Origin of the sequence: uncultured Phascolarctobacterium sp. (assembly GCF_902463975.1) — a bacterium.
Classification (GTDB): Bacteria; Bacillota; Negativicutes; order Acidaminococcales; family Acidaminococcaceae; genus Phascolarctobacterium_A.
The window spans coordinates 32,674-52,112 of sequence record NZ_CABQHJ010000020.1; the positions used below are offsets into that span (position 1 = coordinate 32,674).

Below are 19,439 nucleotides of genomic sequence, written 5' to 3' on the forward strand. Positions count from 1 at the left end.
TCACAGTTTATCTGTATATATTAAGCCGCTGTTTTTCGCAGCGGCTTTTTTTCATGCGATTATTCCTCGCAGCTGCAAGGCCTTTACCGCATCCTCCATCGTCTGCATGCCGTAGCGTGCACCGGTCTGCAGATAAGACTGCAGCTGGTGCGTACGCCCCTCGCGAATCAAATTACGCATAGCAGGCGTCGCGACGAGCACCTCAAAGACTGCTGCTCTGCCTGCTCTGTCGCAGCGCGGCAGCAGCCTTTGGCAGCAAATCCCCAGCAGGCAGTCAGCCAGCTGCGTACACACATGCTGTCTGTCCGGCAGCACGTCAAGAATGCGATTCACTGTGCCTGCAGCGTCCTGCGTGTGCAGCGTTGCTAAAACAAGATGGCCTGTTTCCGCCGCCGTCAGTGCTATACCTATTGTTTCCGCATCTCTGAGCTCGCCCACCATGATCACATCCGGGTCCTGCCTGAGCGCACTGCGCAGGCCGCTGGCAAAGCTCCTTGTATCACGCCCCACCTCCCGCTGGTTAATCAGCGCCAGGCCAGGAGGATAAACGTACTCTATCGGGTCCTCCAGCGTCAGGATGTGCACAGCACGCGTTTGATTTATCTGCTGCACCAGAGAAGCAAGCGTTGTGCTTTTGCCGCTTCCTGTGGCACCGGTGACAAGCAGCAGACCGCTGCTGCTGCCCGCAAGCTGGCTGACAATTTGCGGCAGCCCCAGGCTGCGGCAGTCAGGAATTTCGTGCGGCAGCAGGCGAATCGCCGCCGCATAGCCATTACCGAGACGATATACATTAAGGCGGCAGCGCTTCTGCGTACTGTCGCTAAACGCTGTATCCACCTCGCCATTTTGCAATAGCTGTCGCTTTTCCTGCTCCGGCAACAGGGCAAGCAATGCTGCCTCCAGCTTTTCCCGGGAAATCACTGTGTTTGCTAAAGGCTGCAGACTTCCATCCAAGCGCACCATCGGCACACTCGCAGGCGTAAGATGTAAGTCACTGGCTCCCATTCTGCGTGCTAAAAGCAGCAGCTTATCAAGCATAATCAGCCTCCCCGGTGATACCGACGCGCCACAATTCTTCAACCGTTGTTGTACCCTGCAGCACCTTCGCCACTGCGTCGGCGTACAGGCTGCGCCAGCCCTGCCTACGTGCCTCCTGCAAGAGCTCTGCTTCATCAGCACCGTTCAGCAAAAGCTGCTGCATGCGTTTATCCACCGTAACCAGCTCATGCAAGGCCAAGCGACCTCTGTAGCCTGTGCCATGACAATGCTCGCAACCATGGGCCTGCACCAGCTCCAGCCTTTCATCCGCACTGCGCCCCAGGTACTGCAGCTCCGCTGCAGTTGCGAAGCGCCGCTCGCCGCAATAGCGGCAAGGGCGGCGCAGCAAACGCTGTGCCAGCACACCACGTAGTGCAGCCGCCAGCAGATAATCGGCAATCCCCATGTCCAGCAGACGATAAACCGCCCCTATAGCATCATTCGTATGCAGCGTACTCAGTACTAAATGTCCAGTCAGCGCCGCATGTACCGCCATCGCCGCTGTTTCCTCATCCCTGATCTCTCCAAGCATAATCACGTCCGGGTCCTGACGCACAACCGAGCGCAAGCCTGCGGCAAAGGTCAGTCCGCTTCTGCGATTTACGGCCACCTGATTAATCCCCGCCAGCTTATATTCCACCGGGTCCTCCAAGGTGATAATATTATTGGCCGCCGCATCAAGCTCCTGCAGCGTCGCATAAAGCGTTGTCGTTTTGCCGCTGCCCGTAGGCCCGGTCAAAAGCACCAAGCCGTTCGGCTGATGAAAAAGCTGGCGGTAGCGTTGTAAATTGCTCTCGCTGAACTGCAGCTGTTCCAGCGATAGCAGATTATCCTGTCGCTGCAAAAAGCGAATTGCCAGCTTTTCGCCATTGACGGTCGGCAGGCTGGACAAACGCAAATCAACCTCAGTACCGACATATTTAAGCAGCATGCGCCCGTCCTGCGGCACTCTTTTTTCAGCAATATCCATGCCGCTCCACACCTTCATCTGTGTCAGTAGCGTGCTTTGCTGGGCGCGCGGCAGCACGCAAAGCTCCTGCAGCAGGCCATCTACACGAATGCGCACGCGCACTCCCTGTTCATCAGGCTCGATATGCATATCACTCGCCCCCTGCGCAAATGCCAGATGCAGTAAATCCTCTGCCAGTTTATTATTACGTAAGCCTTCCATTGCATCACCTCATTTTTCTTATGTTGAATTTTATTGTAGCACAAAAAAAGCGAAATGCAATACGATAATTTTAAATTTTCTCTATTTTCACAATTTTCTCTTGAAATTATTTCCTGCCTGCGTTACAATGAAACATGAATTTTGCTAAACGCAATCGTTATCTTTTTCTTAACAGCTAACACCGAAAGGAGCTCATTATGCTAAAACGCTTTTTCCCGTTAATACTCAGCAGTCTGCTGCTCACTTTAACTATTCCCTGCAACGCCCAAAGCACTCTCATCAATCCCTTTGTGCCATCTCCCGCCGCCACAATAAGCAAAACACCTGCAGCAAACATTCCCGCAGCACCACCGCCAGTCTGCGAACGACTGGCCTGCTATCCCCTGAGCTATGCCAGAGCCAAGGACGTGCAGGAAGCGTTGACGCCACACTTCGGCACCAAGCTAGGGCTGGATACTATCACCAACAGCCTCATCCTTTTGGGAGATGAGCAAAGCCACGCACGCTTAAGGCAGCTGCTGCCCAAGCTGGATATAGCAACAAGACAGGTAACGCTGGAAGCTAAAATCATTGCCGTCAGCCGCGAGGACAGTAAAAACCTGGGCGTGCGCTGGGACTGGGATACTATTCCCCAGCGCGCGCAGGAAACGAACAATGGTGACAGTGACAACAACAATTATGACGGCAGCTTCAAATTTTGGCGTGGCTTTGCCTTCCGCTTCAACGCTACGCTCAATGCCCTCATCAGCAATGGTAAGGCACGCATTTTGGCAACGCCGCGCATCATCACCATCCCCGGCAGAGAGGCCAGCATTTTTATCGGTGACCACATCCCTGTGCAAACAGAAAAGCACGACAGCAGCGGCAGCTATACAGCAACAGAATATCTGGACGCCGGCATCAAGCTGCAATATGCGCCTATCATCAGCGAAGACGGCAAGATGGTTACTGCCAGCGTCCACACTGAGGTGAGCACGCCGGTGCTTATCAGCGAGCTGAAAAATTACCGCATCACCAGCCGTACCGCCGACACCAACGTGCGCATGTACAGCGGCGAAACGTTGGTGATTGGCGGCCTGATAAGCGAGGAACAGCAGCGCACTATGCAGAAGGTGCCTTTTTTGAGCAAGATTCCCCTGTTAGGCGAGCTGTTTAAAAACCGTTCGCGCTCACACAACAAGACAGAGGTTTTGCTGCTTTTAACGCCGCACATTACGGAAGCAGGCGCTTCGCCGGCGATTTATAATGAGGAATCGGGGAATGAGAAAGGGAAGTAGCAGACAGACTAATACAGTTAATTTTTGCTGCTATATATTTTTAAAGGTGATTATGATAAAATGAAAGGGGAATATGTATAATGACAAAGTCACCAACAGGCAGTTTGCTTCTCACATTAGAAGAATTGCAAATGCAAACATTTAAAATGAATCTCTTTCAAGATTTATTTGCTAAAGCCGTCTTTTTAGATAAATCTTCTTGTGAACATGTTCTGCGCATCCTTACAGGAAATAAGTCTCTTGTTGTTAAAGAAAATTTCACTCAACATTTAATCAGCAAGCTAACTGCTCACGATATCATTATGGATGTACTTGTAGAGGATTCTAATCATAAGCTTTATGAAATAGAAATTCAGAAAGCAAAAGGAAATATTGCCCATGAAAAACGTATGCTTTACTATGCATCTTCTATTATCAGTGACTACTTTTTTAAGGGTGACCAGACTTATGCATCTGTACCGGAATTACATATCTTCTATATCAGTCAAACAGATATCTGGAATATGGGAAAAACCTGTTATCCTGTACTAAAGCACTTAGGCGATTTAAAAACGCCTTATAACGATGGCCTGCACATGTGCTACATTAATGCTGAAATTAATGATAACAGCGAAATAGCTAGATTAATGCAGTTCTTCAAAACAGCAAATGCTCATGACGGAAGTCAAGGAGCTTTATCCAAACGTATCAATACTATAAAGACAACAGAGGAGGGTATTGCAATTATGGATGATTTCAGCAAAAAATTATATGATGCCGGCATGAATGATGGTCGTGCTGAAGGCGAAACTTCTGAAAAATATGCTACCGCAAGACGTATGCTTGCAAAAGGCACATATTCTCTGCAGGATATTGCAGAGCTTACGAATTTGACTATCGCTGCAATAGAAAAGCTGCAAGCCGAAGGCTAATATTTATAATTCAAGAATATGATAAAATAATCTGCTGTTTAGCTTGCAGCCTAATACTTTTGTCTTAAAACACTTAAACACAACTTCAAACTTCTTTATAGCTAAAAAAAAGGCTGGGACAAAACCCAGCATAAAAAAGAAAACCAGTGGAAGTTTACCGTCAGATAAATATCCGCTGGTTTTTTAGTACAAAAAATTTAAAAAACTCAAACTCTAACGATTCTTTAATTTATCGAAGTTGGTTTTGTCCCAGCCTCTTTTTTCATACATGGTTGATTTGACGCTTACAGACGTTCAAGCGAGCGTCTGCCTTTTTTACATATTACGATATACGCCAAAGATGAGCAATGCAGCAGTAAAATGAAATCTACATGAAGCATAGGCAGTAAAATGAAATCTACATGAAGCATAGGTTAATGGGAAGTAAAAAATTATTGTCTCTCTCAGCAAGCTAACGAATAGCTTACATTCCTGCCTTCGCCATATTTTTTTAACAGCCCCAGCTGCAGCATCTTTTTGAGCACAAGAACTGCTGTGGATGTCGATACATGCAAAGCCTTCTCTATCATACTCCGCGTAACCAGAGAATTTTGGCGCGCTAATTCAAGTACAATTTGATAACGCTCTTCTTTCTTGGACGCAGTCTTACTTTCATCTGCCAAAGAATAATTCTTCATCCGTTTAGCAGCAAAATTAATATTAGGAAGTACAAGCTTAAAGGCATTATCTGTTGCCAAAAGCTGTGGCTTCACTGCACAATCCGCATAGCACTCATCAATCTTTAAAAGCCCCGTTCCATAGGCTTCAATTAAATGCAAACGATAAAAAACATTCGCCAGATTTTTATTTCTCAGCATAGATACACCAAGCTTAATATCTGCCAAAGACAAGCCCTTGACCAACCCGCCTATCGTCACAAATTCTATCCTGTCATCAAAAATACTAATCAGCGTCGGTCCACCAATGCCATATTCCCGATGGATTACAGCATTCAATAAAGCCTCACGCACAGCCTCAGGTGGATAGTCCCGTGTGTCTACTCGTTCCAAGCCAGGAAATTCTGAACGTGTATAATTAAATTGATTAATATAAGCATAAGCATCTTCAAGCTGCTTGAACAACGAACCACTCAATTCTTTACGGTCGTGAAAAACAGTCTTTTTGCTACCCTCAAAAACTGCCAGCTTAATAATAGAAATGCATTGGTCAGAAAGCAGCATGCCAAGATTGGAATAGGTTCCATCGGCACTAATTAGCTGCAAGGTGCGCTTCTGCGCATCACCAAACTGCAAGCGTTTTTTAGCAAAGTATGCCTCTGCTTCTTTAAACGTCAGATTTTGGTTTAAAGAACGTGCTTCTTCATAAACGTCGCCACTCGATTCCTTAATCATTTGAAGAATGGCAGTCTCTGATGCAGGAACAGATGATGCCCCTTGTCTTACATACACTCCCGCTGGCCTAATTCCCTTATTAGCTAAATAATATGGTCTGGCAACTCCTCGCTGAATTATAAGCACAACAACATGCTTATTCTCCATAAGCTCAGTACTGCAATCAACTGCTACTGTAATATCAGGTCGAATAGTATCACGAATCATGTTCATTACCTGCAGCATCACAGCATCCGGATTTTCTACTCCTTCCACGCTGCCATCATCATTAATCCCAATATATAATGTTCCTCCCTCAGTATTAGCAAACGCCAACACTGCGTATTTAATATCATCAGTATATTGACGCTTGAATTCTCTATTCTTACCCTCTAACATAAGCTACCTCCTTGCTAATTACTTTTCTAATTATAATTATAAGAAGTTGTTAGATAAATAGCAAGAAAAATCGCTATGCCTACTAATTCCCTTAATTTGGAGAATCAACATGTAAAACTTCATTACGTATCATCACTTCAAAAAAATATATTAGGCCAGCGCTACAAGGTACATACATACCAATCACAAAATCTTTGACATAATTAAAATCAAATATTTGTAGCCAATACGCAATGAGACCAACATCATTGATGCAGCTCAAAAACACCGTGCATGCAGCAAGAAGCAGATAATCAAGAAGTCTTGTCTCGCCGCCACGATATCTATAACGTAAATATCCTAACACAAGCATAACGAACACAAAAATAGCAGTTATACGTACAGCGAATCCCTCCATAATAAATACATCTTCTCCTAATAGTCTTCCAAAATAACCACTAGTAAAAAGAATTAAAGATGTTGCAAAAGCCAGACCTTTTTCTTTTATTGTTAGCCAAACGACTAATCCAGCAATCCACAACAAATATATATTCATAAAGTTATACTTAACTGCTAGCAACAAAGGAAATCCTTCTATAGCATATGAATATACTACTTTTAAAAAATAGCTAAAACTACAGCATAAAGCCATAACACTTATCATAAATTTAAATATATCAAAAAATAGCTTTTTTATTGTTATATTATCATTCATCACTTGTATCCCCTTCCATGTTAATTTCTAAATCCCCTAAAACAGCAATAGGATCGTCATCCTCCTCTTCTTGGCCACTATCATAGTCTTCGCTGATTCGATCAAACATTTCGTCTAACCGATCATACATCCTGATTCGTTCTTCCTTCTTGTCTTTTTTACGTTTGACAACAACATCATTATTTTTTAATATAATCTTTATCGTTTCATAACAAGGGGACCCACTATAAGTATAGCCTTGTTTGAAAATAAGCTTTTTACCTTTTTTCTTGAGCAGAAGGTAATCAGCAGTTGTACTCAGCATAGCTAAGCACTTCTTACCTGGTAATACAGAAACAGCTATTTCATCCTTAGTATGCTGGTAATAGATATCCACGCTATCCTTATAAACTAATACCACTGCCTCCACAATCTCATCAAATTCTAGTTCACAATTACAATGACTGTTAAGCTTTAATAATTCATGCTCCAAAGCAAAGCGCCTCCCTACTTCTTGTCAATTATTAAATTGTAAAACGAGTATACTGCTATAGATATTATAACAGTATACTCGTAATTTAACTATATACTGTCAACCTCATTAAAACAATGATGGCAATGTATTTAACCCTAAAATATGTAATATAATCATTATCCCTATGCAGATATACGCCATCTTTTTGTACTTATTTTGCATCAGCTGAAACTGATCACAAACTTCATCTAAATGTCCATTAGTAGCAAAACCAGGAATACCATCCGTAAATTTTAAAAAGCTGTCGAATGTACCTTCTTTAAATTTGGGGTTAAAGTCCGTCGGAACATTTTCACTAATATCATCCAGCACTTTTATTAGTAATAATGCTTCACCAGTCTTTAAATGCCCTTTGCTTTCTTTCAATACACGATTAGCCAACGATACCTAAGCAACCCCTGATACAACTCTACTAGTAAACCAAGCAACAAGCGATATACCTATTGTAATCCAGAATACAGGCGCAGCTAAAAAAGTCATTCCTAACATCATCTGCGCACCTATATTTTTGCCAACAAAATAAATATAGCCTAAATTGATTCCTTGTAAAATCAGTAAGTATATAGCAGCATAGGCAACAGCCTGCCAATAGATATAAGTAACATTGATTATACGCATATCAAGATTCACTTCAAATTCCAAGTTATTCTCAGCTACTGTATTCATAAAGCTTACTACAAACAGTGTAATTATGAAACCAAATATTCCACTAATAGGAGACTCCCAAAATTTTCCAGTAAAAAGCTGAGTAAAATTGCAAATAAGAAAATGAATAGCAAAACTCTCTAAGAGAATATATTTCCATAGACGTTTGATATTATGTAACATAAACATCACTTCTCCTATCTATGATAATTCTATTTATATTGTTACGCTAGTTAAATATATACATTCTTTTATATGCACCAAGATCAGGTTGATATAGCCATATAGAAAAGTAATTATTTCCAGTAGCCAGTGACATTATTATCATAAATATAATCGTAAGTATAATAGGTAGATAAATGAGAGTGACTCTATTGAATTTCTTATTCGCAACTACTGAAATAATAGTTGCTATAATATAGCTAATTGACCAACTCCCTAATGGCCAAAAAAAAGTATGGTTTATCTGTTTTTCCGCTATTGTAATTAATGCCCCCACTACAATTAACGAAGATAATATAAACCATCCGCCACTAGAATCACTTCTTTCATCATGAGCATCTCCTTCATGAGCTTGGCTTTCTGCAACGCCATTGGCTAAAATAATTCCTTTTAAAGCATTTTCTTGTCGTTCTTTTTTTTCCTCAGCAGCTTTAACTTCAGCTAAGTCGTGGAAACAATGGCATTGTTCGCCATACTGATCATCAAAATATTCACCTGAGTAATCGCACTTATATCCATCTTGATAGATTGAGCGATGAAAATTATCACGGTAGTAAGCACAATCACGACAATCACCGTTATAGCCTCTTCCCATATTATACACAACCTTTCAGTACTTACTTAGTGTTTGCAATTCACTATTGTTTTTTTGTTTTGAAGTGTTAACAATAATATATTGCCTTATTTCTTTTTAGCTTCATAATAAGCCAAAGCACTAAAAAACGCTGCCATTCCAGCATTATCAGCCGCCCGCTCTGCTTCTTCCGCAGCTATAGCAGAATTTTCCGCAGTTATTCTAGCATACTCTTTCGTTTCCCTAGCATGTTGCTCAGTCTGCTCAATTAAACGAGTATTATATTCTTGCCGTTTTTCAAACTCAAGCAAATTAATAGCTTCTGTTAGTGTAATAGCTCTCTTATCATGAATGTAACTACAAATAATATCTGCATATCTCCAATATTTTCGCGGAATTATACATAAATGTCCAGTAGTCATATTATACTCTAAGCCTTGAGTAACTTTCTTTTCCGTATCTCTTAATTGATATAGCTTAGGCAATATTTCATCTTCTGCTTGCTTCTTAAAAGCTTTCAAATTAGTAAAATCATTCTCATATTCCTTATCATCATTTATTGCTATCAATAAATTAACTAAGGTAGAAACAATAATAATGACACAAACAACCAAAGAAAAATCCAATTGTCTATTAAAAGTATATTCAAAATGTAAAGGTAAAGATGTATTTATTAAAGCAGTAATTATTATTCCAAATAGGATAAATGCGCAGATAGCTGTTCTCTTTATCATAGTCAACCAACCCATCGGTCCTCTTAAACCATTGTGCCACTGAAATTCATACTCATCATCAAACTGATAAATCACACTATCTATCTCATTTATTTTGTCTTGGTATTTCTTTATTTTTTCTTGAGATACAACCCAATTATTACAATAATACAAAGAAAGTTCCAACTGTTGATTCATAGTTCAAGCATCTCCTTTATATTTTTACTAACTTCCACTTTTGCACATTTGAAGCAGGATTTAATTGGTAAATATTTACTTTTTTGTCACCAGAAGCTATTTCATCACTGATGTTAAGCACATACCTACCACCTATGTTACCTTGAATAAAACAATAACCCTCTCCTGCATCTATGAACTTATATTGATGCATGGTACCACCATATGGCCATACAGTAACCTTATTACCATTTTCTGGCACACCATTATGAATATTCAATGCAAGTCCAGAGTTATTGGCAATAACCTTATAATATCCATTTTCTAATTTAGAAATATACCACTGCTGAATATACGAATTAGTTACAACAATAAACTTATCTCTAATAGTAGCAGCCCCTTCAACAGCTAAACACTTATCTAAAGCACAAGCAGGATGAATCGTATATAAACCATTGGAAATCGCTAATGTTGAAAGCGAAGCTTTATTAGAATTATCCTGTTGTTTTGTATTAACATATTTTTGTGCTATAGTAACTTCATTATTCGATTTGCCGTTTTCAGAAGCAATAGCTTTACCATTTTTTAAATTAAACTTTTTCAACGCTTTTTCAAATAACGTTTTTTGTACAGTACCATCTAATTTACTTTCTATATTTGTATCTTCTATTTTTATTTCTCTACCATCTTTAGTATAATTTTCTATTCTAGTTAATTTCAAATTATTAGTATCCGGATTTATTGAAAATATCAATTTACCATTATTAAGATTTTTTGTTAAAAATTTCAATTCCATTTGATATGTATGATTAGAAGTTAATTGTAAATCTGTTACTTTAAAATATGTATCCTCATCTTTCACATCGTAATACGGAGCAGACTCATGTTTTCCATTAGAACTATAAACAACAACTGATAATAATATACCAAGAAAAATCATTATAAACGCTTTTTTCTTTGAAGAACTACATAATTTCATTTTCAAACCTCTCCTTTCTGATCTTATTATATAAAACACTAAATATAGTATTTTACCAACAAGACTTTACCTTATGCGTTGCACTAACATACCAATAAGGATTACCTTCCATTCTAGCATTTCTTAGCCTAGCATATTTTAGCCAGGTTCCATTTCCATCATATGAAACTTCGATATAATAACGCTTATCAGGCTTTAAATTAATTTTAACTGTTTTACTGCTCATGATACGAGAAAATCTCTGCTTGCCATCTGCACTTTTAATCTTAATATTAAACTTTGGATAAATAGTTTTACTTTTTTCTTTTCCAAAAAGATTTAAATACTTTATTGTAACAGCATTATTTACTAAAGTAATAAATTCTGCGCCAGTTCGTTTCCAATCTGCTTGCGTCTGCACATTAATAGTAGCTGTATTCTTTCCACCGCTTGTAGCAGCTTCTGCAAATCCATTAATCCCTATTGCAAGAATTGTTGCTACCATAATTGACATTAATTTTCTCATCACAGTTTTTCATCTCCTTGATTGTCTACTCTTCAATAACCACTTTCATACCAACTTTAGCAAAAGCTTTAAGCTTCTGAACATCATCATTCTTTAATCTTATACAACCTTCAGAAACTTTTTTACCAATCGAATCAGGATCATGAGTTCCATGGATGCCTATACCTCCCCACTTACCTTTACTCAGCTCATTAGTATCTAAACTAATAAACCAAGGTCCATAGGCTCCTGTAATTTCTCCTTTACCGTCCTTAAAATCATGAGTCCAACTAGAGGCATCAATGATTTCATCAATAGGAAAAATGCCTGACGGAGTCTTCATATCTCCTTCTTTTTCCTTTTGTCCACTATTTTTTCCTAAAGCACACGGATAAACTGCTACTACCTTTCCCATATCATCAATAGCATAAACCTCAAATTTGCTTTTAACGATTAAAATGAAACTATTATCCATTTTATACTTCTTTAATAAATTTTCATTAGTTTCATTTTTATCTTTCACTATCTCTGCCTTATTATCAATATTGCCTCGTTGCGTATCAGCATCTCGCCCATCCCCATGATCAGCTGAACACCCGCCAATAAAAATAATTGAAAACACCAGTATCAATATATAAAGGACATACTTTTTCACGATCAACACTACTCCTAGTAAAATTTCAAATTCAAATCACTCAATCCTTGTTTTAATTTACCCATAAAAGCAGAACCAGGATCAATTTTTTCCGCATAATAATCTGGTACCTTCTCTATAAACAATCCGCTACTTTCTGCTTCATGTTGTTGATAATGTCCCCACACATACTTAATCGTAGAATACTTTGCCTGTAAATAGCGGATAATAGCAATGTTAGCCTTTACCTGTGCCTCTGTCAAATCTTCTTTTCCATCAACGCCGCCAACATTTTCAATACCAATTGCACACCAATTATAACCTATTGCATGCCTATTTAACGCTGTCTCCGGCGTCAACTGATAAATAGTGCCATCTCTATCAACCAAATAATGCGACGCAACATTTAAACGTCCACCGCCATCATCGGGCATTGTCTCACTATAAAAATACTGATAAACAGATTCAGCATCATTAGATACAGTCCAGTGAGTAATTACAACTTGCGGAACAATACTAGTTATATCCTTTCCGTAATGCAGTTGCGCATATTCTTTTATAAGCTTTTCTCTTTGATCTGTCCATTTTATTGGTTTATGCACAACTTTCAACTTAGGTAATTCCTGCATTACTTGCTCTTGACCAGCAGTCTTTGAAGTACCTTCTTTTTCAGTATTTTCTTCTGCTCCCAAACAACCTAAACTAGTCCAGCAAAGCAAAAGTAACAAAAATAATGTTAAATATTTACCCATCTACTAAGCCTCCAGCAATATTACATATCTCTTTTCAGTTGAATAAAATCCTTATACACCCAACCTTCCGTACCACCTGACAAACGTACCTTATACCAAGTTTCGCCATAAAGCTTTTTTACATTAACTTTATCAACATATATTGTTCCGCTGCCATTTTCTAAATTCAGCTGACACTGATAAGTACCACCACTTTCACCCGTTATGGTCACAGGCTGCCCCTTCGATAGTATTATATTCTGACCATTAAAGCCCACAACCACATTATCAGTATTAATCATACCAGCTCGCTCATCATCGCATGTCTGTACAGCAATAGCATCTAGTCCGCTATTACGCTTCAATGTTTTTATCACAGAACTACTGGTAGACGGCGCACTTCTCAAAAAAACATCATCGCCCTTAACATAGGCCATTTGAGGTTTAAAATCACCTGTTTCAAAGTGCATATACTCGCTGTTTAATCTGTCATATTCATAATAACCTTCTCTACCAATTTTAAATCCGGCTTGATAATCCAATCCATTAACACCTGCTCTAAGACCATCTACCAAACCGTTTATTCTTTTTTGTTCTGCTTGAAGAATTCTGATAAGCATTCTTCCCTTACGCGTATTTGCTTCACTGCTATTACGCAGCTCTGTTAAAGTATCTAATACTTCTTGCTCAACACGCATTGCCCTGTTAAGAAGTTCTGTTTCACCTTTTAAATTACCTTTTTTGTTTATAGTATCATTAATCAATTTAGCTATGCTAGCTATGTTGCCATTATGTCTTTCTTTAGCATCTTCCATTTTAGGTATAATTGAAGCAGATGTACCAATCGTCGGCGGTATTGGAATATTTTTAGTTTTATTTGGTTGTATAAACACAAAATATACAGCAATTCCTAATACTAAAATACCTAAAATCATGCCAAAAATTATCATCATATTTTTGTTTATCGCAGTCCCACTAGGATTAACTTTAATAGGTGTTACAGGCTTAGGTGGTACAGGCTTAGGTGGTGGCTGTATAGGACCAGAAATTATAATACCACCACTCTCAGTTTTTACAGAATTACTCGTTTTATTAGCATAAGTAATGTTCTCAACAATAGCTTTATAAGCACTTGTCAATTCTCCCAGTTCTTTTACAGCTGCAGCTCGTTCTTCAGAATCCCGAGACAGCATTTTTCCCTGCACTTCTTTTTTCTTGGACATAAAGGCATTTTTGGCTTCATCTTTTGTACAGTTTTCATTTAATCCAAGCAAATCATAATAATCTTGCATGTACAATCCACTCCTCTACCTATCAAATTAACCAGAAATCTCTTCCTCATAATCCGGTTCTTCATACGAGCTATTGCCCCACGATGGTTCATAATATCCGCCATCTGCCGGTGCTTCTTTTCTTACAACTTTTTCCTTATATTCTTGTGGTTTCACTTCTTTATCCCATTCAATTATAAATGCCGTAGTATTACTATTTTCTAACAAAGGCGAAAACGAACCAGCTTTCCAAGTAGCATTTTTATATTTGCGATATAACATCGCATACCTTTCATTACTTTCTTCCTTTGTCGGTTGCCCAGAATGCCAATTGGTAAATTTAGGCTTCTGCCCATTAGGCAATACCCAATTGCCATTAAGATCTTCATCAGTCAAACCAAAATACGCACTGTCGTATCCTTGTGAAACCATGAAATCATACAACATTCTGCTCTTTTCTTTAGAATCAATTATTGCCAAATGACCACCTACACGATCTGCATATAATTCAGCTTTTTTATACCCAGAACGCAAATCAACAATTTGGTACATGCGATTATTTGCCAATATCGTCGGTTTAGATTCGCTAGGCTTAGTTTTATCTTTCTTTGCTATTTTGGGTTTAGATGAATGACCTCCATTAGAAATGCCAACAGACCTTAATATTTTATTACCAAAATTTCCCCAATCAAATGCGTCAGCAGGCGTTGCACACAAACTGCTAGTTGTTAATGTCAAAACTAATAAAATACCACATATCTTTTTCATAATTAGCTCCTTCAATGCGTTCTTAATCTGAAAGTATCTATAGCAACAGGTACCACTTTATCATTTTTTAATTTGAAAACTACACCAAGCTCACCCTCACCATTGCCAACTCTACTCTCTTGAATACCATTTCTATTCTTTCTTGTATAATTAAATTTAAAATTGATTTTATAAATTCTATCTTTGAACGGATTATATAATCTATTATTATACTGTTCATTGCTTGTAACTTCAGTAATATCCATAGAATATATACCGCTTCCATCAGCTCTGTTGAAGAAACGCTTATATTGATCATACATACTGCTCAGTTTTGACTCAGAAAAACCTAATTGCAGATTCTCAAGGCTATCATTTTTGAGTGCCCCTTCTACAATTTTTCGCTGAATATCTTCAGATTGCTTCTCCATGTCCTGCAAAACATCTTTTTTCAAATGCGATTTCCAATAATATAAAACTGTGGATTTCGTATTGGGCGTTAAAATCAGCTTTGTTTCATAAGGATCGCAAAATGGTACTTCTACCTTAATATTATGCTCGCCATAAAAAAGACTTACGTTATAATTATGGGTTCCGCGCTCAGTAGCAGTCGGATTTTTCATCAAAACTCCATCAATATAAAATTTCGCATTAGTTTCAACTTCAATATCTTGCACACTGACTAAATCATTATTGAGGATTTTATATTTATTGAGAATTTTATCCCATGAGCTAATAGGCTCAACTACTTCCAGTTTACCTTTAATTTCACTATTATCTCTTAGCCTTAAGGTATACTGATATGCAGTCAATCCCTCAATTTTCGATTGGTCTACCATGGGTACAACATTTATATCAATTACTCCTTTAGAAAGTCGTACAACTAGCTTATCCTTGTAGGCACTAGGATTTTTCTTCACAAATTCAGCACTTTTTATGTAATTGTCTTTATTTACAAAATCATCCTCAGTTACAAACAAATATCCATAAGCTGCAGCATAATCCTGTTTGCTGAGAGCAGTCAAATACTTCTCTACTGCTTTTTCCGGCGTATTAACATAATTTTTAAAAACACCAATGCCACACACTAGAATAAGCAATATCGCCAAAACGCTGAAAATATAGTTTTTATATTTGACAATTGCTGTCACTACGCCATTGTCACCACTATTGCCACCACCATATTCAGCATTGTTTCTTAAAGGTTGTCCACAGTTTCCACAAAATTTCAAAGTAGCGTTATTGGCAAACTGACACTTCGTACAAATTAAAACATTATCAGCGATACGAGTTACATCATCTGGCTTAGGCGAAACGATAACTGTTCCACTATTACTATTCGTACCAATATTACCATCTTTATTTTTTTGCCCAACTTTTTCATCCACAGAAGCAACTACCCCTTTATTACCATGCGTTATCTTGCTTGTATCTTCTATATCCTGCTTATCTTGCTTTGTATTATTGGTATTATCTTTGACCTGTATATCATGCGTTGCGCTACCGCTTTCCTGCTCTCTAACTTCCTCTTTTTTATTGTTGAGAGAAGTTATAATTTCTTTGTAAGCTTGCGTTAATTCCTGCAATTTGCGCATAGCATCCTGACGCTCGTAGGAATCCTTAGACAATAAATTACTTTGTAAAGAAGCTTTCTTGCTTAAAAATGCTTTTTTCACTTCATCTTTACTGTGACTCTCATCTATTTCTAATAAATCATAATACTGTTTCATGCTCATCACCATTCCTTGCTTAATAATGTTTTAACATGGCTTCTCGTTCTTCTAACAAGTTGTGTATCCTAATATATTTATCATTAACTTCTGCATAATCATAGTTTTCATCAGACAACAATTTTTCTAATGAAAGCAATTCATTACAGATGAGATTTTCTAATTCTGTAATATTATCACTACCATACCCAAACTCTCCACATGCTAAAAAACGCGATTCTAAAATCACCGCTTTTTTATAAATCAACTTGCTATCATCATTACTCTTATTCAATCTATAATACTTTTCTGCTTGATTAACTATTCTAACCAACATTGCTTTTTTTCCATCTTCGCCAATAAGCAAATTACCGCTTTTCTCTTTAGAATTTTGAACAGTATATCCACACCAAAACAAAGAAAATAGAAAACCTATCGTCCATACCCATACTAAGATTTTAGTAAATAAAATCCTATAGAATTGTCCTAATACAATGTCAGCAGAGCGTAAGGTTGCAATTATATTATCTGTCCCACTAAAAAGCCAATCCATCAAAGATATAACCTTATTGTAGCGAGCAGGTAATATAAGACTGTATAAGAATATACCTATTATAATCATTATTACAGGAGCAAAATATGCCAAATACTTATTTTTGCTTTGCAACTTTATCACCCTTCCTGATTGTTATGCTAACTCTTCTTTTTTACTACGAATTAAAGCCTGAACTGCCGGAACCTGATTACTCAAAACTTCACTATTCCCGGAAATCGAAGCTGCTATACGATTATTAGAAGCAACATTTAAACTTAGCCAGCTAATTTTAACTCTAGACCAATTTTGTTTATTCAAACTCCATACATGAAGCAACTCATCACCATATTTAACAGCATCAATGTCTCTGTATGCCACTTCAACTGTATACTCTTCCAATATTTTTCCATAAGCAATGTCATAATAACACTTATAAGCTACAGCCTGTTGCTCCGTAAAAACTATATAGGTAAATGTTACTAAAGAACAAATAACTTTGCCATCTCCGCAATCAAGAAAGACATGCTCGGAAATTCTTTCCGGTTTACGCCAAAAACAAACTTTATTGACCAGCCAAAGCCATATCACTCTGATAGGCGATACTTTTTCTATCTTTTCACCTACGTGAATACAACTGGAATCACTTGCATAACCACTAGCAATAATTGGATCAATCAAGCTAAATTCTTCTTCTATAAGTCCCATTACGTTAATAGCTCTATCTTTTAAAAATTCAGCATCCTTTTGTACACAAGCATTGTATTGATCATAAACTCCATATGTACCACTAAACATATACACTAATTTTACAATTCCCCATATTAACAATAAAACAAAACCAATCATAAGGAATGTTGTAAAACAACCTATAATAAAAAGCCAAACCAACCACTTAGGATCTTCACGATAAAATGCTCGTGCCAAAAAATCTCTTACACTATCTTGTCTCATTTCCAAGATTACGTCACTCCTTGCTTTTTTACTTAATAGCTAAATTTTCTTCCAGTTCTAGGATTTCTTCATCAGTAACAGCATTCTCCATAGATAATTTTTGTAATTCTAACGCTTTATATTTTGTACGGAGATGTTTTTTATCAAAAAAATCCTTTTGAATTAAATACAAAAAGTAATATAGCCTCCCTTCATCTTGTATACTAATAGCAGCTTCAAGCATCGCAACCGCTTTTTTTATTTTTGGCAACGTCTGAAGATATGGTCGCTTGCCATTCATCAAGCTTAACGCTGCATAATAATAGGCATTCACGTTTTCCGGATCAACCTTAATAACTTTTTCAAATGATTTTAGCGATAAATCGTACATGCTGTTTTTATAATGGCATATCCCTAAAGAAATCAATGTATCGCTGTCATCAACAAGACCATTGGCTACATTTTTCTTATACACAGCTATATGCTTAGCTATACCACCTTTCGACAAATTATCGCTATCTTTTATTCTTTGTAAATACACTGCCGAAAAGCAATGACCACAAACCTTATCAGCAATCTTAATTGGTGCTCCGCAATTAGGACATTCATAGGTACAAACCTTTACATCACTCATAATAGAATTAACCTCTGCTATTTATTTACTTTACAACCACATTTAGAGCAAAATTGCGCATTGGGAACTAATTCATTGCCACAATTCATGCAATACATTTTTTCTTGAGTATTTTGTTTTGTTCCACAATATGAACAAAACAATGCATCAATAGGTAACTCTCTACCACAATGTATACAATGTTTATTATTGCCTGTATCATTTGCTTTTATACGTATATTAGAGGCTATTTGTTCCATAGCTTGATTAGTAACAGAGCCGACCATCATTCCGGCCCCTAATCCCATGCCAATTCCTGCGTAATCACCAATTTGTGAATCAGCCATTTTCTCTAATACATCAAATGACCTGCGTTTAGTATAAAAAGCATCTCCTAAAGCTAGTTCTTCTTTGTATTTTTGTAATTTAGAAATTTCTTCTTTTAAAGGAGATATTGATTCTATATAAAAATCTAATAACCTAATCCCATAGTCAGAAAAATCTTCTTCTATGATTTGGAATAACTCATTTGCTATTTCAGTATAATATCCTGTAATATCAAGGAAAGAGATTTTCTTTTGGTTTACAAACCTAGCTACAATCTCTTTAATGTGCATATTTACAATTCCAGAAAAACATTTATTTACGGTGATATGATTAAACCCTGAATCCAAATTAAGACTACCAATCAATTTATTTAAGAAGACTCTACTGTCATTTATACTTATTACATACGATCCAAAGGCTCGTAGCGACAAAAAAATGTTGTACTTAGGATCTTCAATGATGAAAGGCGTACTAGTTCCCCAAGTCATATTTCTGTTTTCAGTCTTATTAATAAAATAAACCTCCGCGGCAAATGGTGTTTGTGAACCGAACGGAAACTTTATCAATTTACCTAAAAACGGTAAGTTTCCACTGCTAAGCGTATAAGTACCTGGAAGAAAAACGTCTTGCGCCTGACCATTTTTTACAAATATAGCTTCTTGTCCAGGGCCAACTATTAACTGAGAGCCTAATATAATATCTTCCTTTTCCCATTTATAAATTAACCACGGCTCGTTGTTATGAGTACCGTCAAATTTTATTCTATTCAATATT

At 37.7% G+C, this 19,439-nt stretch carries 22 protein-coding genes; 2 read left to right on the plus strand and 20 right to left on the minus strand.

All coding sequences use genetic code 11. The features are described 5' to 3' along the window. Positions 1 to 51 precede the first annotated feature (51 nt). Together RDW05_RS07035 and RDW05_RS07040 are read right to left on the minus strand one after the other, a co-directional pair. On the minus strand, positions 52 to 1,038 hold the full coding sequence (locus RDW05_RS07035; protein WP_307978396.1) for a PilT/PilU family type 4a pilus ATPase: 987 nt from the start codon (positions 1,036 to 1,038) through the stop codon (positions 52 to 54). After that, positions 1,031 to 2,209, minus strand: a complete 1,179-nt coding sequence (locus RDW05_RS07040; RefSeq protein WP_307978397.1) for a GspE/PulE family protein — start codon at positions 2,207 to 2,209, stop codon at positions 1,031 to 1,033. Before RDW05_RS07040 ends, RDW05_RS07035 begins: the two co-directional genes overlap by 8 nt. Before the next feature lie 197 nt (positions 2,210 to 2,406). Here RDW05_RS07040 and RDW05_RS07045 point away from each other — a divergent pair, with 197 nt between their 5' ends. Continuing rightward, positions 2,407 to 3,486 (plus strand): secretin N-terminal domain-containing protein, encoded by a 1,080-nt coding sequence (locus tag RDW05_RS07045; protein ID WP_307978399.1) that lies wholly within the window; start codon positions 2,407 to 2,409, stop codon positions 3,484 to 3,486. 80 nt (positions 3,487 to 3,566) lie between these two features. Further along, on the plus strand, positions 3,567 to 4,397 hold the full coding sequence (locus RDW05_RS07050) for a PD-(D/E)XK nuclease family transposase (protein WP_307978400.1): 831 nt from the start codon (positions 3,567 to 3,569) through the stop codon (positions 4,395 to 4,397). 443 nt (positions 4,398 to 4,840) lie between these two features. Here the strand turns inward: RDW05_RS07050 and RDW05_RS07055 are convergent, their stop codons facing one another. The 18 genes from RDW05_RS07055 to RDW05_RS07140 all read right to left on the minus strand — a co-directional run. Beyond that, a complete protein-coding gene (locus RDW05_RS07055) occupies positions 4,841 to 6,166 on the minus strand; it encodes an RNA-binding domain-containing protein (RefSeq protein WP_307978401.1) in 1,326 nt (441 codons plus the stop codon). A 91-nt stretch (positions 6,167 to 6,257) separates the two neighbouring features. Continuing rightward, a complete protein-coding gene (locus tag RDW05_RS07060; RefSeq protein ID WP_307978402.1) occupies positions 6,258 to 6,863 on the minus strand; it encodes a hypothetical protein in 606 nt (201 codons plus the stop codon). Further along, positions 6,853 to 7,332, minus strand: a complete 480-nt coding sequence (locus RDW05_RS07065) for a hypothetical protein (RefSeq protein WP_307978403.1) — start codon at positions 7,330 to 7,332, stop codon at positions 6,853 to 6,855. Before RDW05_RS07065 ends, RDW05_RS07060 begins: the two co-directional genes overlap by 11 nt. A 108-nt stretch (positions 7,333 to 7,440) precedes the next feature. Beyond that, positions 7,441 to 7,755 carry a hypothetical protein gene (locus RDW05_RS07070; RefSeq protein WP_307978405.1) on the minus strand — a complete coding sequence of 105 codons (315 nt, stop codon included), beginning with the start codon at positions 7,753 to 7,755 and terminating at the stop codon, positions 7,441 to 7,443. 6 nt (positions 7,756 to 7,761) lie between these two features. Continuing rightward, positions 7,762 to 8,202 carry a hypothetical protein gene (locus tag RDW05_RS07075; protein ID WP_307978406.1) on the minus strand — a complete coding sequence of 147 codons (441 nt, stop codon included), beginning with the start codon at positions 8,200 to 8,202 and terminating at the stop codon, positions 7,762 to 7,764. A 46-nt stretch (positions 8,203 to 8,248) separates the two neighbouring features. Further along, positions 8,249 to 8,836, minus strand: a complete 588-nt coding sequence (locus RDW05_RS07080; RefSeq protein WP_307978408.1) for a hypothetical protein — start codon at positions 8,834 to 8,836, stop codon at positions 8,249 to 8,251. Positions 8,837 to 8,922: 86 nt separating this feature from the next. Continuing rightward, entirely contained in the window at positions 8,923 to 9,726 is an 804-nt protein-coding gene (locus RDW05_RS07085; protein WP_307978409.1) for a hypothetical protein, read from the minus strand. A gap of 16 nt (positions 9,727 to 9,742) precedes the next feature. Then, positions 9,743 to 10,684 (minus strand): RICIN domain-containing protein, encoded by a 942-nt coding sequence (locus tag RDW05_RS07090; protein ID WP_307978411.1) that lies wholly within the window; start codon positions 10,682 to 10,684, stop codon positions 9,743 to 9,745. Positions 10,685 to 10,736: 52 nt separating this feature from the next. Further along, a complete protein-coding gene (locus RDW05_RS07095) occupies positions 10,737 to 11,192 on the minus strand; it encodes a hypothetical protein (RefSeq protein ID WP_307978412.1) in 456 nt (151 codons plus the stop codon). Between the two features lie 22 nt (positions 11,193 to 11,214). After that, on the minus strand, positions 11,215 to 11,823 hold the full coding sequence (locus RDW05_RS07100; protein WP_307978413.1) for a L,D-transpeptidase: 609 nt from the start codon (positions 11,821 to 11,823) through the stop codon (positions 11,215 to 11,217). A gap of 14 nt (positions 11,824 to 11,837) precedes the next feature. Continuing rightward, complete coding sequence (locus tag RDW05_RS07105; protein WP_307978414.1) at positions 11,838 to 12,554, minus strand: peptidoglycan recognition family protein; 717 nt, start codon at positions 12,552 to 12,554, stop codon at positions 11,838 to 11,840. A gap of 20 nt (positions 12,555 to 12,574) precedes the next feature. Beyond that, positions 12,575 to 13,825 carry an SH3 domain-containing protein gene (locus RDW05_RS07110; RefSeq protein WP_307978416.1) on the minus strand — a complete coding sequence of 417 codons (1,251 nt, stop codon included), beginning with the start codon at positions 13,823 to 13,825 and terminating at the stop codon, positions 12,575 to 12,577. Positions 13,826 to 13,852: 27 nt separating this feature from the next. Beyond that, complete coding sequence (locus RDW05_RS07115) at positions 13,853 to 14,572, minus strand: lectin-like protein (protein WP_307978418.1); 720 nt, start codon at positions 14,570 to 14,572, stop codon at positions 13,853 to 13,855. Between the two features lie 11 nt (positions 14,573 to 14,583). Next, the gene (locus tag RDW05_RS07120; RefSeq protein ID WP_307978420.1) at positions 14,584 to 16,281 is read right to left on the minus strand and encodes a hypothetical protein; all 1,698 of its coding nucleotides are present in this window, start codon (positions 16,279 to 16,281) and stop codon (positions 14,584 to 14,586) included. A 19-nt stretch (positions 16,282 to 16,300) separates the two neighbouring features. Continuing rightward, positions 16,301 to 16,927, minus strand: coding sequence for a hypothetical protein (locus tag RDW05_RS07125; RefSeq protein WP_307978421.1), 627 nt, complete (start codon positions 16,925 to 16,927; stop codon positions 16,301 to 16,303). Positions 16,928 to 16,948: 21 nt separating this feature from the next. Further along, positions 16,949 to 17,752 carry a hypothetical protein gene (locus RDW05_RS07130; protein WP_307978423.1) on the minus strand — a complete coding sequence of 268 codons (804 nt, stop codon included), beginning with the start codon at positions 17,750 to 17,752 and terminating at the stop codon, positions 16,949 to 16,951. A 22-nt stretch (positions 17,753 to 17,774) separates the two neighbouring features. Then, the gene (locus tag RDW05_RS07135) at positions 17,775 to 18,359 is read right to left on the minus strand and encodes a hypothetical protein (RefSeq protein ID WP_307978424.1); all 585 of its coding nucleotides are present in this window, start codon (positions 18,357 to 18,359) and stop codon (positions 17,775 to 17,777) included. Positions 18,360 to 18,376: 17 nt separating this feature from the next. Then, on the minus strand, positions 18,377 to 19,439 hold a 1,063-nt coding region (locus RDW05_RS07140; RefSeq protein ID WP_307978426.1), incomplete at its 5' end, for an SPFH domain-containing protein.

Bases quoted from the DNA above. Each gene is read 5' to 3' on its own strand.
- RDW05_RS07075 (WP_307978406.1), bottom strand. From the start codon at position 8,202: ATGTTACATAATATCAAACGTCTATGGAAATATATTCTCTTAGAGAGT.
- RDW05_RS07045 (WP_307978399.1), top strand. From the start codon at position 2,407: ATGCTAAAACGCTTTTTCCCGTTAATACTCAGCAGTCTGCTGCTCACT.
- RDW05_RS07120 (WP_307978420.1), bottom strand. From the start codon at position 16,281: ATGAAACAGTATTATGATTTATTAGAAATAGATGAGAGTCACAGTAAA.
- RDW05_RS07110 (WP_307978416.1), bottom strand. From the start codon at position 13,825: ATGCAAGATTATTATGATTTGCTTGGATTAAATGAAAACTGTACAAAA.
- RDW05_RS07135 (WP_307978424.1), bottom strand. From the start codon at position 18,359: ATGAGTGATGTAAAGGTTTGTACCTATGAATGTCCTAATTGCGGAGCA.
- RDW05_RS07050 (WP_307978400.1), top strand. From the start codon at position 3,567: ATGACAAAGTCACCAACAGGCAGTTTGCTTCTCACATTAGAAGAATTG.
- RDW05_RS07115 (WP_307978418.1), bottom strand. From the start codon at position 14,572: ATGAAAAAGATATGTGGTATTTTATTAGTTTTGACATTAACAACTAGC.
- RDW05_RS07035 (WP_307978396.1), bottom strand. From the start codon at position 1,038: ATGCTTGATAAGCTGCTGCTTTTAGCACGCAGAATGGGAGCCAGTGAC.
- RDW05_RS07055 (WP_307978401.1), bottom strand. From the start codon at position 6,166: ATGTTAGAGGGTAAGAATAGAGAATTCAAGCGTCAATATACTGATGAT.
- RDW05_RS07080 (WP_307978408.1), bottom strand. From the start codon at position 8,836: ATGGGAAGAGGCTATAACGGTGATTGTCGTGATTGTGCTTACTACCGT.
- RDW05_RS07085 (WP_307978409.1), bottom strand. From the start codon at position 9,726: ATGAATCAACAGTTGGAACTTTCTTTGTATTATTGTAATAATTGGGTT.
- RDW05_RS07090 (WP_307978411.1), bottom strand. From the start codon at position 10,684: ATGAAATTATGTAGTTCTTCAAAGAAAAAAGCGTTTATAATGATTTTT.
- RDW05_RS07040 (WP_307978397.1), bottom strand. From the start codon at position 2,209: ATGGAAGGCTTACGTAATAATAAACTGGCAGAGGATTTACTGCATCTG.
- RDW05_RS07105 (WP_307978414.1), bottom strand. From the start codon at position 12,554: ATGGGTAAATATTTAACATTATTTTTGTTACTTTTGCTTTGCTGGACT.